Genomic DNA, 14,331 nt, shown 5'->3' on the forward strand with positions numbered 1-14,331 from the left:
GACATATTGTCATTCAGTTTTCAATGTTCATTGTTTTTGCGTCGCTGTGAAGCGAACACTTCTTAACTATATCAAGTAGTTTTTATCTTGTCAACAGTTTTTAAAAATTATTTTTAAAACTTTTTGATTTGATGATATGTTACTTGATTTTTGTCGCCGTTACTGAAGCGACTACTCTATAATAACACCTCGGAAAATATAGTCAAGAGTTTTTATAAGTTTTTTAAAAATTAATTCGTCTCAAGAAAGACTTTCTCTATAATACAATATAAAATGATTTTTGTATATAATAAGTTTTGAGGTGAAAATATGAGACTTCCAGGTAATAAGATATTACGTATACGTGGATGGGCACTCGCATTAATTTTTATCGGTATGATTATTATGTATGCGGGAATGTTCTTTAGATCGACGCCGTGGTTAATGCTGATCTTTTTAATACTCGGTGTAATACCGATTCTTTTAAGTTTTGTTATTTACTTTTACGTCGGCATGATTAGTGCACGTGCAGTGAGAGTACAATGTCCAAACTGCGGTAAACATACAAAGATTTTAGGCACAGTCGATTATTGTCAACATTGTAAAGAACCACTAACTTTAGATAAAGATTTAGAGGGCGAGGAATTTAACATCGACTACAACGTAAAACACCGCCGCGAAAAACTTAAAGAACAATTAAAAAAAGAAGATTAGAAGTTATAACTTCTAATCTTCTTTTTTGTTACATGTTCGGCATCGACCATATAGTTCTAGTCTATGCCCGTCGACTTCCATACCTGTTAAAAGACTTGCGAGTTCTTCCACTTCTTCAAGTGCTGGATATTGAAAGTCCATAATCTTACCACAGTCTTTACAAATGACGTGATAATGTGGTGAAGTTTTAAAATCAAATCGGCTTGATGCATCACCATATGTTAACTCTGTTACTAAACCGACTTCCTTAAATAGTTTTAAGTTATTGTAAACTGTCGCAACACTCATATTTTTATGGTTATGTGACAATGCTTTAAAAATTTCATCTGCAGTCGGGTGAGTTTCTGTTTCAATTAAATACTCTAGCACTGCTTTACGTTGTGGAGTAATTCTAACTCCTGTCTCTTTTAACTTTTCAATCGACTCATTAAACATTGTATCGCAATCGATAATTGTCATAGGGTTTAACCTACTTTCGTTACATCTATATAATTACAGTTTACAAATAACCCATTCACAATGTCAAATATGTTAGTATCCTTTCTCATAGGAAACGACATTAAATAGTTCTTCATCGTTTAAATAATTCTCTAGGTTATCTAAAAACATATCGAGTGCACGTTCAGTATATCGGTTTGTCCGTGCGCTTCCGTGAGGTGTAATTGTGACGTTATCATATTCATAAATGAACGCATCTTTGTCTAAAGGTTCGTCATTGAATACGTCGAGTATTAAATGTGATATGAGTTTTTTATCTAACACGTGTTTTAATGTCTCGTCTTCGATAAGATCACCGCGCCCAATATTTACGAATACCGCTTCATCGTTCATATGTTTAAAGAAATCTATATCTACAGATCCTCTCGTCTTTTTCGTACTCGGTAAAATGCTGACAACAAAATCCGCTTCACTCAGTCTATTCTTTACATTATCAATGCTTTCAGTTTCGTCGAAATACTCGACATCTCTACCACTCGTATTAAATCCGATTACTTTTACATGGAACGCTTTTAACAGTCGCGCGAGCTCTTTACCAATTTCACCTGTTCCAAGTATAATCGCTGTTTTACCGTAGAGTTCTCCGCCTGTTAATTTATAATCCCACTTTTTGTTCTTTTGATTATCATACGCCTCATATAACTTCTTATAATGGGCTAATAGTAATCCAATCGTATATTCTGCCATCGGTATTTTATGAATACCACTCACATTTGTAATGATTTTATTTTTATATAATGATTCTGGAATATTATCGACACCAGCACTCATGACGTTTATCCATTTAACTGATTGTAAAAGATCTACCATATCTTCTTTTAAATTCCCGCCGTACGTATTAAAAACGTCAACGTCTTTAAGTAAGTCTTCAGTTAAGTCTTCTTTATTAGAAACGTATTTAAATTCAACGCCTTTTTCTTCTAGTTGTTTTAATTTACTTTCATCTAGTTCTGCATTTGATAAAATTTTTACCATATTATCCCTCTTTTAAGAATTCTAGTAGTTGTTCGACGTGTTTTTTAGGACTCACTTTGTCAAAACGTTTTACGATTTCATTATTTTCATTCACGATAAATGTCGTACGGACAATACCTCGAACCTTTTTACCGAAAACTGTTTTGTCTCCGATAACTCCCGCTGCACTCGCAAGCTCATTATTTTCATCGACTAATAAATCGAAGTTTAAGTCTTTTTTCTCGATAAATTTTTGGTGAGACTCTTTACTATCTCCACTGACACCATATACCGTAACATCTAAGTCGTTAAACGCTTCTATATTATCGCGTAAATCACACGCTTGAGTCGTACAACCTGGAGTATTATCTTTTGGATAAAAATAAATAACCGTTAATCCTTTTAAATCGTCATTCGTAATAATATCTCCATCTTGATTTTCTAATTTAAATTGTGGAAATTGTTCCATCTCTATCGCTCCTAAAATAAATTGTTTCTTATAATATACCTTATATATAAACATTTTAAACGTCTATCTTCTTAATTAAAGAGTGAGTGTAAATATGTTACTATATAAATAATAATCTCATATTAAAGGATGACACATATATGTATAGTCATAAAAATTCAGAACAATTTAGAAATCGTGCAGAAAATATTATATTAGGCGGAGTAAACTCACCATCTAGATCATATAAAGCAGTCGGTGGAGGTGCACCGGTTGTAATGGACCGCGCGGAAGGTGCGTACTTTTATGATATCGATGGTAACAAGTACATCGATTATTTAGCAGCTTACGGACCAATTATTACAGGACACGCACACCCTCATATTCATAAAGCGATCGTCGAACAAAGCCAAAAAGGGATTCTTTACGGTACGACGACAAAAGAAGAAGTATTCTTTGCTGAAAAAATTCAAAACGCAATGCCAAACTTAGAACGCATTCGTTTTGTAAACTCAGGAACCGAAGCAGTTATGACAACGATCCGTGTCGCGCGCGCTTATACGAAACGTAACAAAATCGTTAAATTTGAAGGTTGTTATCACGGCCATTCAGATTTAGTATTAGTCGCAGCAGGAAGTGGTCCAGCTCAACTCGGCACACCAGACTCTGCAGGTGTACCGGAAGCTGTTGCGAAAGATATGATCACCGTTCCATTTAACGATATTGAAGGTTTAAAACAAGCGTTTGAACGTTTTGGAGATGAAATTGCCGGTGTATTAGTTGAACCAATTGTCGGTAACTTCGGTATCGTCGAGCCAAAAGAAGGATTCTTAGAAGCAGTCAATGAAATTACGCATCAACACGGTGCACTCGTCATCTATGACGAAGTCATTACAGCGTTTAGATTTATGTACGGAGGCGCACAAGATTTACTTGGTGTAAAACCAGACTTAACAGCGCTCGGTAAAATTATTGGTGGTGGTACTCCGATCGGTGCATACGGTGGACGTAAAGATATTATGGAATCAGTCGCTCCACTTGGCCCTGCATATCAAGCAGGTACGATGGCGGGTAACCCGTTATCGATGGCTGCCGGAATCGCATGTTTAGAAGTATTAGAACAAGACGGTGTTTATGAAGAATTAGATCGTAAAGGTAAACGATTAGTTGAAGGTATTCAATCATTAATCGAACAATATAATATTAAAGCAGTTGTAAACCGTAAAGTTGGGGCTTTTTCAATTTACTTTACAGATAAAACAGTGACGGATTATATCGGTGCAGAAGATACTGACGGTGAAGCATTTAGCACGTTCTTTAACGGGCTAATTCGCCGTGGTATTAACATCGCACCTTCTAAATATGAAGCTTGGTTTATTACAACTGAACATACGGATCAAGATATCGAAGATACGCTTAACATTATTGAAGCGGTCTTTAAAGAAGACTTTTAGGAGATGGTGCTATGAAGTTTGGCGCCCGAATATTAAAAACGGGAATCGCGGTCGTTTTAACATTACTCGTCGTGCAATTGCTCGGTTTAACACCAGGGTTAATCGCTGGTATCGCTGCAGTGAACGCACTACAACCAAACGTGCACCGCAGTATTTCTCAAACGTGGAACCAGTTTAGAGGAAACATTATCGGTGCAATTTCAGCGATCGTCATGGTTCTTTTATTTGAAAGTAACTTAATCGTCATCGGTTTAACGATTATACTCGTTCTTTCAATACTCATGTTTTTCAATTTACAAAGTGTGTCGAGTTTAGCTGTCGTTACAGTAATCGCAATTATGGATGAACCACTCGGTGCTGACATGACGACTGGAGACTTTTTACAAACAGCAATTATTCGATTTTCACTCGTTATGATTGGTGTATTATGTGCGTTAGTCATTAACTTATTTATAATTCCTCCTAAATATGAAGACCGGCTATATAATCACTCTGTCGTCATCAGTAACGACATATTTAAACTCATTCGATTAGAGTTAAACGGTGCGAGTGACGCAATCACTATTCGTAAAGATGTGAAATCACTCGATAAACGCGTCACTAAATTAGAAACATTATACGCCTGGTACGAAGAAGAAAAACCATACCTCAGAAAAACGAAACTTGGTGACTTACGTAGTAAAATATTATTTAGACAAGTCGTTCAGATGACGCGTAACGCGTGGTATGTGTTAGAAAGTTTAAACAAACTTGAAAATGACTATAAATATTTAACTGAAGACTTTATTAACCGAATTCGCTATGAAATGGACTTACTGATTGCGTATCATGAACAAGTCTTACTCAAAATTTCTGAGAAAATCCCACCAGAAACGTCAGAGTATTACCAAGATAATCTATACCATTATGAAAACACGCTAATCGAACACTTTTTAGATGATTATCATAAACTCATTAGTGAAGACGTTCGATTACGATACGAAAACATTTTAAACAGTATTACCGCAATTAACGAGTACCATACGTCTATAGAAAATGCGGACCGTATTACTAATAGCTATTTTAAATATCACGCAAATGACGAAGATTTATCAATTACTGAAGAAACTTTAGATTAAAAAAACGTTCGATGAATTTCATCGAACGTTTTTTACTGCCAGCCGTTATTGTCATCTTGTTTTCCTTTAAAACGACTAACATGTTTATTGCCTTTTACGATGAAGCGGTATAAATAATCGACCGCTTCTTTTTTATTATCGATTCCGATACGTGGTGTCGCAACGATCTCCTTAGGGATTTTACCGTCGTAAATATCGACGTACCCTGTATTTAATATCTTACCGTTATGCGTGTCTCTTTTAACACCAAGTGCCTCAGTTAATTTACCCGGTCCATCTGTAAGATTCACTTCTCGACCGCGCCTTAAAATCATCTCTTCAATACCTTCAGCGGGTTCTATTCCTCGAATTAAAATCCCTTCAGGTAAGTCTTTTGTTGTGACAAAATTCATGCAGTGATGTCCATGCATCGTATAGACGTATATATGACCGTACGGTTCAAACATCGTACTGTTCTTTTTATTTTTTACTCCAGTAAACGTATGTGCTGCACGGTCTTTCGTTCCTAAATACGCTTCGACTTCAGTAATATACCCACTCGTTTTTATATTATTTGTATACGTTACAATTTTTTTACCGAGTAACTCTTTTGCTGCTTTTAACGTATCTTCTGATAAAAACTCAAGATCTAAATAGCTCATACTTCAACATCCTGAATGCTATAAAGTCTAAAATACGCACCATTTTTAGCAAGTAATTCTTCATGCGTTCCACTTTCTACAATTTCACCATTTTCGATGACGTAAATCGTGTCAGCATGTGTAATTGTAGAGAGTCGGTGTGCAACGACAATCGTCGTTCTGTCGTGCGCTAGTTCTTTTAGCGTATCTTGAATAATCGCTTCACTTTCTAAATCTAAAGCACTCGTTGCTTCATCGAGTATAAGAATCGGTGGATTTTTTAAGAAGACTCTAGCAATTGCAATTCTTTGCTTTTGACCACCAGATAACTTCACACCACGCTCACCGACTTCTGTATCGTAACCATTTGGTAAATTCTCAATGAACGCTGAAGCATTCGCGCGCTCTGCTGCACGGTACACTTCTTCGTCAGTCGCATCTGGTTTTGCGAGTAAAATATTGTTTTTAATCGAATCAGAAAAGAGAATATTATCTTGCATGACCATACCGATATTATCTCTTAATGAATGTAACGTAACGTCTCTAATATCGTGTCCGTCAATTAGAACTTGTCCGTCTGACACTTCATAGAATCTAGGTATAAGTGATACGAGTGAAGATTTACCCCCACCACTCATTCCAACAAACGCGACAGTTTTTCCGACACCAATATTTGCATTAACATCATTTAAAACGAGTGGTGTATCTTCATTATATTTAAATGATACGTCGTTAAATTCGATTTCACCTTTTACATTTTTTAATTCATACGCATTTTCTTTATTGACGATGTCGTATTCTTCATCGATCAACTCGAACACACGGTCCATCGATGCGATACTTTGTGTTAACGTTGTAGATGAAGAAACGAGTCGACGAAGCGGTCCATATAATCGGTCTAAATACGCGATAAACGCTGCAAGTACCCCGACCGTTAAGCTTCCTTCTATAACTTGATATGCACCAAAGCCGATAACGAGTAACGGTCCGATATCTGTAATCGAATTGACCGTCATAAAGCTATACGCTGTCCATTTTGCATGCGTTGTCGCTTTATTTAAAAAGTTATCGTTTACTTTATCGAATCGTTGTTGTTCGTAATTCTCAATCGCAAAACTACGGATCACGTTAATACCTGAAATTCTTTCATGTAAAAACCCTTGTAATTCTGCCACTGCTTGTGAACGTTCACGCGTATAATGGCGTAGTCTAGAAAAGAAATACCATACGCCGAAAATATAAAACGGAAATATAATCATCGATACGAGCGTCAGTTGAACGTTCATCGTAAACATAATACCTAACGCGATTAAAATCGTGACTAAGTCTAACCATAAATTCATAAGTCCAGTGACGATAAAGTTTTTCGTTTGTTCTACGTCGTTAATGACGCGTGAAATTACTTCGCCGACTTTATTGTTCGCGTAATATTTCGAACTTAAACGCTGTAAATGCGCATATAAATAATGACGAATGTCATATAAAATCTTGTTACTCGTCCACTGTGCTAAATATTGTCTTAAATACTCAACCGGCGGACGAATTAAGACGAATATGACACCAAACAGCATAAGTACGCGCCACATTTTATCGAGTTTTTCATCATTTGTTAAATTGTCGACGAGAATCACGTCGTCGATTGTGTACGCGATGAGTAACGGAATGAGTAATGGAATACCGAATTTAATAATCCCGATAATAATCGTTAAAATCACGTGCCACGTATACGGTTTAACAAATTTTAAATACCGTTTAACCAAGAAATCCCCCCTACACTAATAAAACCAATCTTACGATTGGTTTAATTCTTGATAACGTTTATACCATATGTGTACAAAATCTTCCGCAAACGGGCCTCTTTTTTCTTCGATCCATTCTTGGAGTGTGTCAACTTGATAATGCAGTATATCATCGATGTCTTTACTATATCTCATCTCTTTTTTATGCTGGATGTATTCATCTTCATCGAGTAAAAAGTATTTCCCATCTGGAAATAATTTAATATCTAAATCGTAGTCGATGTATTTAATTGCTTCACCATCATAAACGTATGGAGAAGCTAAATTGCAATAATAATATACGCCGTCTTCTCTAAACATCGCAATGACGTTAAACCATGCTTCTTTATGAAAATATACTAACGCAGGTTCTCTCGTCACCCATTTTCTATTATCACTTTCAGTGACGAGTGTATGATTATTACCACCGATGATAATACTATCTGTCGCTTTTAAAATTGTAGTTTCTTTCCACACTCTATGAATGTTACCGTCGTGTTTATAACTTTGTATTCTGACGGTTTCACCCGTTTTCGGTATGGTTTCTTTAATCATTCGCCACACCTCTTTTTACTTTGTTAGTATATCACATTCAACATACGAACTTTACTAAATCGTTTCATCGATATATTTATATACTTTTTGCATCGCAACACTCATCGGAAGTTCTCGTACCTCATTTAGTGGTACAAAATGGTCATTTGTAGACGTCGTATGAACGACGTATATATTCATATACCATACTTTGTGAGTAAATATATGCTTTTCTTCTCCTAAAAATTGAGGTTGAGATAATTCAATGTGTAATTTATCCTCTATCGTTTCTACATTCGTGTCGACGTCAAATTTTGGAAATTTGTACATGCCTTGGAGTAAGTCTTTCGTTTCTTTATAGAGATAAATTTCATTCTGATCATTTAGGATAAGATAGACATTAAAATACAACTCTTTTTTAGCTTTAGCTTTCTTCTTAAACGGGTATAGATTAACAGTATTATTTTTAAATGATTCACAGTGTGCTTGAACTGGACACGTAATACATTTTGGTGCGCGTGGTGTACAAACAGTTGCACCGAGTTCCATCATTGCTTGGTTAAAATTACCCGCATCGTCTGGCATAAACGTTTCTATATGTGCTTTAATTGAGGAAATCGTCTTTTGTTTTGAAATGTCTCTAGAGTCTTCAGTGAGTCTTGTCATAACACGAAGGACATTCCCGTCCACTGCGGCAATTTTATGATTAAATGCGATCGACTGAACCGCACCGCCGATATACGGTCCGACACCTTTTAATGTGAAGAACGTTTCAGGTTGATTTGGAACTTCGGATTGATAACTTGATTGGACTTCTTTGACCGCTTCATGGAAATTACGAATACGATTATAATAACCTAGCCCTTCCCACTCTTTCAGTAGCGATTCACTGTTTTCGTTCGCAATCGAATCAAGTGTTGGGTATTTTTTGATAAACTTATTATAATAAGGGATGACGGTTTTCACTTGAGTTTGTTGGAGCATCACTTCAGATAGCCAGATTTTATATGGATCTGAAGTTTCTCTCCACGGTAAATCACGGCGCACTTCATAATACCAATCTAAAAGTGATTCGTTAAACAATTTATAGTTCAAATTTTTCACCTATTCTAATATATTAAATGAGGTTTTATATATGGATACTGTAACACACGGATTAATGGGTGGTACGCTCGTTGGACTCGCAACAATCGACCCACACGTTGACGCTGTCACTGTTGGGTTCGCTTCAACGATGGTTGCCGCAAGTTTAATCCCGGATATCGATACGGTATTAAAAGCAAAAGATAATGCGACGTACATTAAAAACCACCGCGGGTTAACACATAGTTTACCATTTACGTTTGTCATTTGGCCGCTTCTACTCGCGACTGTATCAAACGTAATATTCGGCCTAGATTTTTTCCATATGTATTTATGGTCGTTGCTTGCTGTGTTCTTACATGTGTTTGTTGACATATTTAATATGTACGGTACGCAAGCGTTGCGATTTTTTGATAACCGTTGGATTCAACTCGGTATTATCAACACGATCGATATTCCAATATTAATATTACTTTCACTATATTTAGTTTTATGGGCATTTGGATTTAACCCAGTCATACTATTTTTCATCATTTATAGTCTACTCGCTATTTATTATGTCATGCGTGCAATGTATAAACGCATGCTGATGAAAAAAGTCAGTCGACTGTTACCAAATTCTGAAATTCTAAGACTATTTGTTATGCCGACGATTAAATTTTTCGAGTGGCGTATCGCGCTCGTCACAAAAGACAAGTTTGTCGTCGGTCGAGCGTTTAAAACACAAGTCGTTATATATGATGAGTTCGACAAAGTCGGTCCACTTGAAGAAGAGTTATACGAAATCGTAAAGTCAAACAAAGACTTTAATGCGTTTACCTACTTTTCAAGTATTTACCGATATGAAGTCACACAAGTCGATCGGTCACATATCGAAGTAAGGTACATCGATTTAAGATATTTACAAAATGGACACTACCCGTTCGTATGTATTATCATTATAAATCAAGACACAAACGACATTAAATCGAGCTTTACAGGTTGGGTATTTTCTGAAGAAAAACTCCAAAGTAAAGTCACTTAAAAATATTCCCATTGAATATCAATTCAATGGGAATTATTTTTTCATATATATATTTGTCTTTGTGTACACTGCATATAACGCCATATATATTAATGTCATCTCAGATAAAAATAATAGATCTGTCGGAATCCTATTCGTCGACCACGAAACATTTATTGCAGATAATTCAATCCCGTAAATGATGTAGTAAAATGGGTTCAACGTTAATATATTTTGTAAAATCGTCGGTAAATTATCCCCGATGTAAAATACAGGTGTCGTAATTAATAAAATAACGAGTAGTGCTTTATCTGTATGCTTCCACTTTATATGCTGACGAAGTTGAATATAAAATATCGTAAACGGAACGATTAAAATCATACCGAGTATGACGTAATATCCAAGCGAGAATAATTTCAACATAAAATCAGCCGTTCTTAGTGAAAGTATCGCACTATAAAGAATTGTAAACAATATATAAAGCACTGTTTGGAATACAATTGTCGGTAATACTCTTAAATATAACGGAATGTAATTCATCCGTATAATCGAGTCTTTTCTAAATATTTCATAATAGTTCAACATCGCTGAGTTGTATAACCAAACGACTGCTGTTATACCGATTACAAAATAAGTGAGTCGTGTCATTTGGTCCGCTGATAAAAATGTGAGTCCTGCAATTAATATAATCATAAAGAAGATATAAATGAACGTCGGAATTAAGCTCGCTAAGACGTGACGCCCACGGAACGTAAATGTCTTTTTCCATAAATATTGAAATGTATGATTCATAGTTTCACCTATCTACTTAAATAAATCCATTTGTTATTTGGTGCATCATATAATACAAATCCACCATCTGTTCTAAAAATTTTATAATCTTCTGTAATGTTAAACTCACTTTTTATTTTGTCACTTTCTTTTCCACTCGTCATTAAACCAATTGAAGTATCACGGTCTAATAAAAATGTTATATCGACACCTTCAACTTCTGCTTCATATGAATCTAAACGCGATAATCTAAAGTCTGACTCAATATGACTAACGTCTACGTTTAAGTAGTTTGCATAAAAAAGATGATTGTCTAAAAATTGATCATTCATATACTGAAGCATCGTGTCGTAATCAATCGTCTCATACATACTCGACGGGTTAAATAATACGACGTTGTCTATCGGTATTTTTACTGTTTCATTATCTATCGTTGTCGTCACATTCTTTTTATTAGATTCATCGATAGCGATTAAGGCGTATTTAGGTATAGACGTATCATTGACAGTGACGTCATCACTAATTATAAACGCATAACGCAGCCTTTCGACTTGTGTCTCTTCCTCTTCTTCTTCAGCAACTTCTACAAATGGATGCTCTTCTTTTGTGAATTCAAAATCCATAACGACTAAAAAGTATGAGAGTACCATCGTAAAGAAAACGACAAACGCGATAATAAGTCTTTGTATGTTTAACGTATCGATGACCGATTCACCTTTTCGGTTTCGTCGTTTTAAACCGTGCTTAAAGTTCATCGGTTCATACATACGCTCTTTCCAATCTAAATCAAAAAGCGCTTCTTCATCCGTACTACGAATTTGAGAACGTAGTTTCATATAATCGTTATACACTTTACGACCATTTTGAACGGTGCCTTCAAAACGCATTTGGCCATAACTGAGCCATACGAAGTGGTTGGCAAGTTTTTCAATCGGTACGAAATTCGACTCGAGTAAAAACACACCGAGCTCGCGAGATTCTAACGTATTAATGATGAATTTTAATCGTTTAAAACCATCGTCGTTTAAATAACGATAAAAGTTATTATATAACGTAATATCGGCTTTTATCTCTGACGATAGTTCCATCAAAATGACTGCGATATCTTGACGCGATAATTGACTCACTGAGTTTTCCCAGTAGTCAAAAAAGAGTGGATGACGTTTTAACGATTCGAGCGACTCTTTCACTTTTCGCTCTGTCATATACTCTTCTAATATTTCAGCTATAAACGTATGTAGAGGTTTATCGTTTAAAAGATGATCTTCAACGTCTAAACTTAAAAATGAGACGTCGTATTTCACGCGACCTTCTTCAGGTTTTAAATGTCCAGAAAACACATTTTTTAAATACTTTAAAGTTGAATAATCACCGAGTATACCGAGAACTTCTCCTCGGTATAATGTCGTATTAATGTCTCGTAATATGAGATACGTCGGCTTTAAAAAGAAACGCGTATCTTTCGTGCGCTCTTTATGATGGTAGACGATTCCTGTCGCTTTATGAAGAATAATATCTTGCATTACTTTTTATCCAGTTGAAGTAAGCTTACAGGTATTGCTGTTTCTGGTTCGTCTCCACCGATGTAAAAGCCCCACGCAAACACACCTTTTAAATATTCGACTTTAAAGTAGTGATCTTCGTTTGCAATCACTTTATATATTTTCCCTGGTTGAATGAGTGATAAGTCGATCATATAACACTCCGCAATTAGTGCTTGACGCTCTAATACGCGGTATTCATTTTCGACACCCATCATTTCAGCTTTACGCATTTTTTCACGCGTCTCTTGAATGTATCGCTCTAATTCAACTCTCGTCATCGTACTAAAACTCATCTTCAATTCCCTCTAACTTCTCGTTAATTTGATCGTAACTAAACCCACGGCGCATCAGTGACGCTGTTAGTTTTTGTCTTAGTTGAAATCCTTCATATTTACGTTTCAATCTATTATAATATTTTTCAAATTCTTTCTCAAAATAATCAGTGTCGTCAAACTGAATATCTGACGGAATAAAATCAAAATGTGCGTTCGTATAACCATCACGCATCAGTTTTTGACGTAACTTCATTTCGAAATGATTTGACGAACCTTTATATTTTTTTAACTCTTTTTGAGTGATTCGTTCAATACGCCCTTCGTCGACTTTGTCGTTAAATCGTTCAACTTCTTCGACGATTATATTTTCATCGATGTTTTTTTCGAACAACTTACGTTCAAGGTGTTTTGGTCCTTTATCTGTCGTATTAAAAATCGTATTACTTAAACTCGTCGCATAATGTGCATCGTCAATATATCGTTCTTCTTTTAGACGAATAATCGTTTGATTAATAATATCCACCGCATACTCGTCTTTTAAATAGTCGATCACTTCTTGAGTGGAACGAATTTTATACGATATATATTGAATTGCTTTAATATATGCTCGGTCGAATTCAATTGATGTTTTTATATCGTCTAGCATATCTTTAGAAATTATTCGGCCAGGCAATAGCTCGTATTTTACGAGTGATTCTTCGTGTATTTTTAATTTAGACTGATCGCTAAAGTATACGTCGTAAAAGTTATTTTTTAACTGCACGACTCTTTCTACTTTCATAACGTCCTCCTAAAAAAGTTCTTGTTCAATATATGTTGCGAGCTCTTTTGTATGTGTTAATCGTTCTTTACGTCGTTTTACTCTCACGTCTGCACTATCGACTAAAAATTGTAGCGTGTTTGAGTCGCATTCAATTTTAGGAACAGGTACCGGCTTACCGTTTTCATCGACACCGACAAATGTCATAAAACAAAACCCTGCGAGTTTCTTTTCATTACTCCCGTGACTTTCACGAGATACTTTTACCATAATTTCCATCGATGAAGTACCTGTATGTGTCACAACACCTTCTAACACGACGATATCACCGAGCTCTATCGGTTTTAAAAAGTCCATCGAGTCAATCGATGCAGTCAACACTTGCGTTCCTGAATGGCGTCTTGCAGTGATTGCTGCGATATCATCAATTTGAGAGAGTAACACGCCACCAAACATCGTATTGTAATTGTTCGTATGTTGCGGGAAAACAATTGCTGATTTTACTGAATATGACTCTGACATTTTCTTAATCATGTTGTCACCTCGATTTGTTTTAAGTAAAAAAAGAGGAGATCATCGTCTCCTCTAAAATTATGTGTTAAATTTTACGGTTTAATGCTTCTTCTCTCGTATCAACAACAAGTGCGTCTTCACTGTTGAACGCTTGTGCTAAGAAATAGAAAACTACACCGCCGAAACCTAATACAGCGACGAGAGTAATCGAAACAGCAATTAAAATACTTAACGTCATTCCAAAAAATCCGAATGAGAACATAGCTTTTACCTCCGAATCATTAC

General features: G+C 35.7%; 17 protein-coding genes. 4 read left to right on the plus strand and 13 right to left on the minus strand.

What is annotated here, in order from left to right; genetic code table 11:
* Nucleotides 1-309: 309 nt before the first annotated feature.
* Nucleotides 310-693, plus strand: a complete 384-nt coding sequence (locus HMPREF2767_RS07245) for a DUF2614 family zinc ribbon-containing protein (protein ID WP_070623528.1) — start codon at nucleotides 310-312, stop codon at nucleotides 691-693.
* A gap of 12 nt (nucleotides 694-705) precedes the next feature.
* Here HMPREF2767_RS07245 and perR read toward each other — a convergent pair whose 3' ends face one another.
* From perR to bcp, 3 genes are all read right to left on the minus strand, one after another.
* Nucleotides 706-1,152 carry a peroxide-responsive transcriptional repressor PerR gene (perR, locus tag HMPREF2767_RS07250; protein ID WP_040928235.1) on the minus strand — a complete coding sequence of 149 codons (447 nt, stop codon included), beginning with the start codon at nucleotides 1,150-1,152 and terminating at the stop codon, nucleotides 706-708.
* Between the two features lie 72 nt (nucleotides 1,153-1,224).
* Nucleotides 1,225-2,166, minus strand: coding sequence for an NAD(P)-dependent oxidoreductase (locus tag HMPREF2767_RS07255; RefSeq protein ID WP_070623531.1), 942 nt, complete (start codon nucleotides 2,164-2,166; stop codon nucleotides 1,225-1,227).
* Nucleotide 2,167: 1 nt separating this feature from the next.
* Entirely contained in the window at nucleotides 2,168-2,614 is a 447-nt protein-coding gene (gene bcp / locus HMPREF2767_RS07260; RefSeq protein WP_083302083.1) for a thioredoxin-dependent thiol peroxidase, read from the minus strand.
* Between the two features lie 140 nt (nucleotides 2,615-2,754).
* Between bcp and HMPREF2767_RS07265 the strand changes: the two genes are divergently transcribed.
* Nucleotides 2,755-4,047, plus strand: coding sequence for a glutamate-1-semialdehyde 2,1-aminomutase (locus HMPREF2767_RS07265; protein WP_070623538.1), 1,293 nt, complete (start codon nucleotides 2,755-2,757; stop codon nucleotides 4,045-4,047).
* 11 nt (nucleotides 4,048-4,058) lie between these two features.
* Complete coding sequence (locus HMPREF2767_RS07270) at nucleotides 4,059-5,165, plus strand: FUSC family protein (protein ID WP_068128692.1); 1,107 nt, start codon at nucleotides 4,059-4,061, stop codon at nucleotides 5,163-5,165.
* Nucleotides 5,166-5,197: 32 nt separating this feature from the next.
* On the opposite strand, the gene HMPREF2767_RS07275 is transcribed toward HMPREF2767_RS07270, so the two are convergent.
* From HMPREF2767_RS07275 to mutY, 4 genes are read right to left on the minus strand one after another with little or no spacing between them, the layout of a single operon-like run.
* A complete protein-coding gene (locus tag HMPREF2767_RS07275) occupies nucleotides 5,198-5,806 on the minus strand; it encodes a DNA-3-methyladenine glycosylase (RefSeq protein WP_070623541.1) in 609 nt (202 codons plus the stop codon).
* The gene (locus HMPREF2767_RS07280; RefSeq protein WP_070623544.1) at nucleotides 5,803-7,545 is read right to left on the minus strand and encodes an ABC transporter ATP-binding protein; all 1,743 of its coding nucleotides are present in this window, start codon (nucleotides 7,543-7,545) and stop codon (nucleotides 5,803-5,805) included. Before HMPREF2767_RS07280 ends, HMPREF2767_RS07275 begins: the two co-directional genes overlap by 4 nt.
* 30 nt (nucleotides 7,546-7,575) lie before the next feature.
* On the minus strand, nucleotides 7,576-8,118 hold the full coding sequence (locus tag HMPREF2767_RS07285) for a nucleoside tri-diphosphate phosphatase (protein WP_040928242.1): 543 nt from the start codon (nucleotides 8,116-8,118) through the stop codon (nucleotides 7,576-7,578).
* Nucleotides 8,119-8,172: 54 nt separating this feature from the next.
* A complete protein-coding gene (gene mutY / locus HMPREF2767_RS07290; RefSeq protein ID WP_068128699.1) occupies nucleotides 8,173-9,192 on the minus strand; it encodes an A/G-specific adenine glycosylase in 1,020 nt (339 codons plus the stop codon).
* Nucleotides 9,193-9,232: 40 nt separating this feature from the next.
* Between mutY and HMPREF2767_RS07295 the strand changes: the two genes are divergently transcribed.
* Nucleotides 9,233-10,204: a metal-dependent hydrolase gene (locus HMPREF2767_RS07295; protein ID WP_070623547.1), complete on the plus strand. Its 972-nt coding sequence runs from the start codon at nucleotides 9,233-9,235 to the stop codon at nucleotides 10,202-10,204.
* 33 nt (nucleotides 10,205-10,237) lie between these two features.
* On the opposite strand, the gene HMPREF2767_RS07300 is transcribed toward HMPREF2767_RS07295, so the two are convergent.
* From HMPREF2767_RS07300 to HMPREF2767_RS08770, 6 genes are all read right to left on the minus strand, one after another.
* The gene (locus HMPREF2767_RS07300; RefSeq protein ID WP_070623550.1) at nucleotides 10,238-10,975 is read right to left on the minus strand and encodes a hypothetical protein; all 738 of its coding nucleotides are present in this window, start codon (nucleotides 10,973-10,975) and stop codon (nucleotides 10,238-10,240) included.
* A gap of 8 nt (nucleotides 10,976-10,983) precedes the next feature.
* On the minus strand, nucleotides 10,984-12,477 hold the full coding sequence (locus tag HMPREF2767_RS07305; RefSeq protein ID WP_070623553.1) for a P-loop NTPase family protein: 1,494 nt from the start codon (nucleotides 12,475-12,477) through the stop codon (nucleotides 10,984-10,986).
* Nucleotides 12,477-12,791, minus strand: a complete 315-nt coding sequence (locus HMPREF2767_RS07310) for a YfhH family protein (protein ID WP_068128706.1) — start codon at nucleotides 12,789-12,791, stop codon at nucleotides 12,477-12,479. Before HMPREF2767_RS07310 ends, HMPREF2767_RS07305 begins: the two co-directional genes overlap by 1 nt.
* Nucleotides 12,781-13,554 (minus strand): regulatory protein RecX, encoded by a 774-nt coding sequence (locus tag HMPREF2767_RS07315; RefSeq protein ID WP_070456308.1) that lies wholly within the window; start codon nucleotides 13,552-13,554, stop codon nucleotides 12,781-12,783. The genes HMPREF2767_RS07310 and HMPREF2767_RS07315 overlap by 11 nt, the downstream gene beginning before the upstream one ends.
* A 9-nt stretch (nucleotides 13,555-13,563) precedes the next feature.
* Nucleotides 13,564-14,067, minus strand: coding sequence for an acyl-CoA thioesterase (locus HMPREF2767_RS07320; RefSeq protein ID WP_068128709.1), 504 nt, complete (start codon nucleotides 14,065-14,067; stop codon nucleotides 13,564-13,566).
* 64 nt (nucleotides 14,068-14,131) lie between these two features.
* Entirely contained in the window at nucleotides 14,132-14,308 is a 177-nt protein-coding gene (locus HMPREF2767_RS08770) for a hypothetical protein (protein ID WP_168162127.1), read from the minus strand.
* Nucleotides 14,309-14,331 lie beyond the last annotated feature (23 nt).

The sequence above is a fragment of the Nosocomiicoccus sp. HMSC067E10 genome (assembly GCF_001810835.1).
GTDB classification, from domain to species: domain Bacteria; phylum Bacillota; class Bacilli; order Staphylococcales; family Salinicoccaceae; genus Nosocomiicoccus; species Nosocomiicoccus ampullae_A.

Excerpts from the sequence above, each read along its gene's own strand:
- HMPREF2767_RS07300 (WP_070623550.1), bottom strand. The coding sequence starts at position 10,975 with ATGAATCATACATTTCAATATTTATGGAAAAAGACATTTACGTTCCGT.
- HMPREF2767_RS07310 (WP_068128706.1), bottom strand. The coding sequence starts at position 12,791 with ATGAGTTTTAGTACGATGACGAGAGTTGAATTAGAGCGATACATTCAA.
- bcp (WP_083302083.1), bottom strand. The coding sequence starts at position 2,614 with ATGGAACAATTTCCACAATTTAAATTAGAAAATCAAGATGGAGATATT.
- HMPREF2767_RS07320 (WP_068128709.1), bottom strand. The coding sequence starts at position 14,067 with ATGATTAAGAAAATGTCAGAGTCATATTCAGTAAAATCAGCAATTGTT.
- HMPREF2767_RS07305 (WP_070623553.1), bottom strand. The coding sequence starts at position 12,477 with ATGCAAGATATTATTCTTCATAAAGCGACAGGAATCGTCTACCATCAT.
- HMPREF2767_RS07255 (WP_070623531.1), bottom strand. The coding sequence starts at position 2,166 with ATGGTAAAAATTTTATCAAATGCAGAACTAGATGAAAGTAAATTAAAA.
- HMPREF2767_RS07295 (WP_070623547.1), top strand. The coding sequence starts at position 9,233 with ATGGATACTGTAACACACGGATTAATGGGTGGTACGCTCGTTGGACTC.
- HMPREF2767_RS07270 (WP_068128692.1), top strand. The coding sequence starts at position 4,059 with ATGAAGTTTGGCGCCCGAATATTAAAAACGGGAATCGCGGTCGTTTTA.
- HMPREF2767_RS08770 (WP_168162127.1), bottom strand. The coding sequence starts at position 14,308 with ATGTTCTCATTCGGATTTTTTGGAATGACGTTAAGTATTTTAATTGCT.
- HMPREF2767_RS07315 (WP_070456308.1), bottom strand. The coding sequence starts at position 13,554 with ATGAAAGTAGAAAGAGTCGTGCAGTTAAAAAATAACTTTTACGACGTA.
- HMPREF2767_RS07265 (WP_070623538.1), top strand. The coding sequence starts at position 2,755 with ATGTATAGTCATAAAAATTCAGAACAATTTAGAAATCGTGCAGAAAAT.
- perR (WP_040928235.1), bottom strand. The coding sequence starts at position 1,152 with ATGACAATTATCGATTGCGATACAATGTTTAATGAGTCGATTGAAAAG.
- HMPREF2767_RS07275 (WP_070623541.1), bottom strand. The coding sequence starts at position 5,806 with ATGAGCTATTTAGATCTTGAGTTTTTATCAGAAGATACGTTAAAAGCA.
- HMPREF2767_RS07245 (WP_070623528.1), top strand. The coding sequence starts at position 310 with ATGAGACTTCCAGGTAATAAGATATTACGTATACGTGGATGGGCACTC.
- HMPREF2767_RS07285 (WP_040928242.1), bottom strand. The coding sequence starts at position 8,118 with ATGATTAAAGAAACCATACCGAAAACGGGTGAAACCGTCAGAATACAA.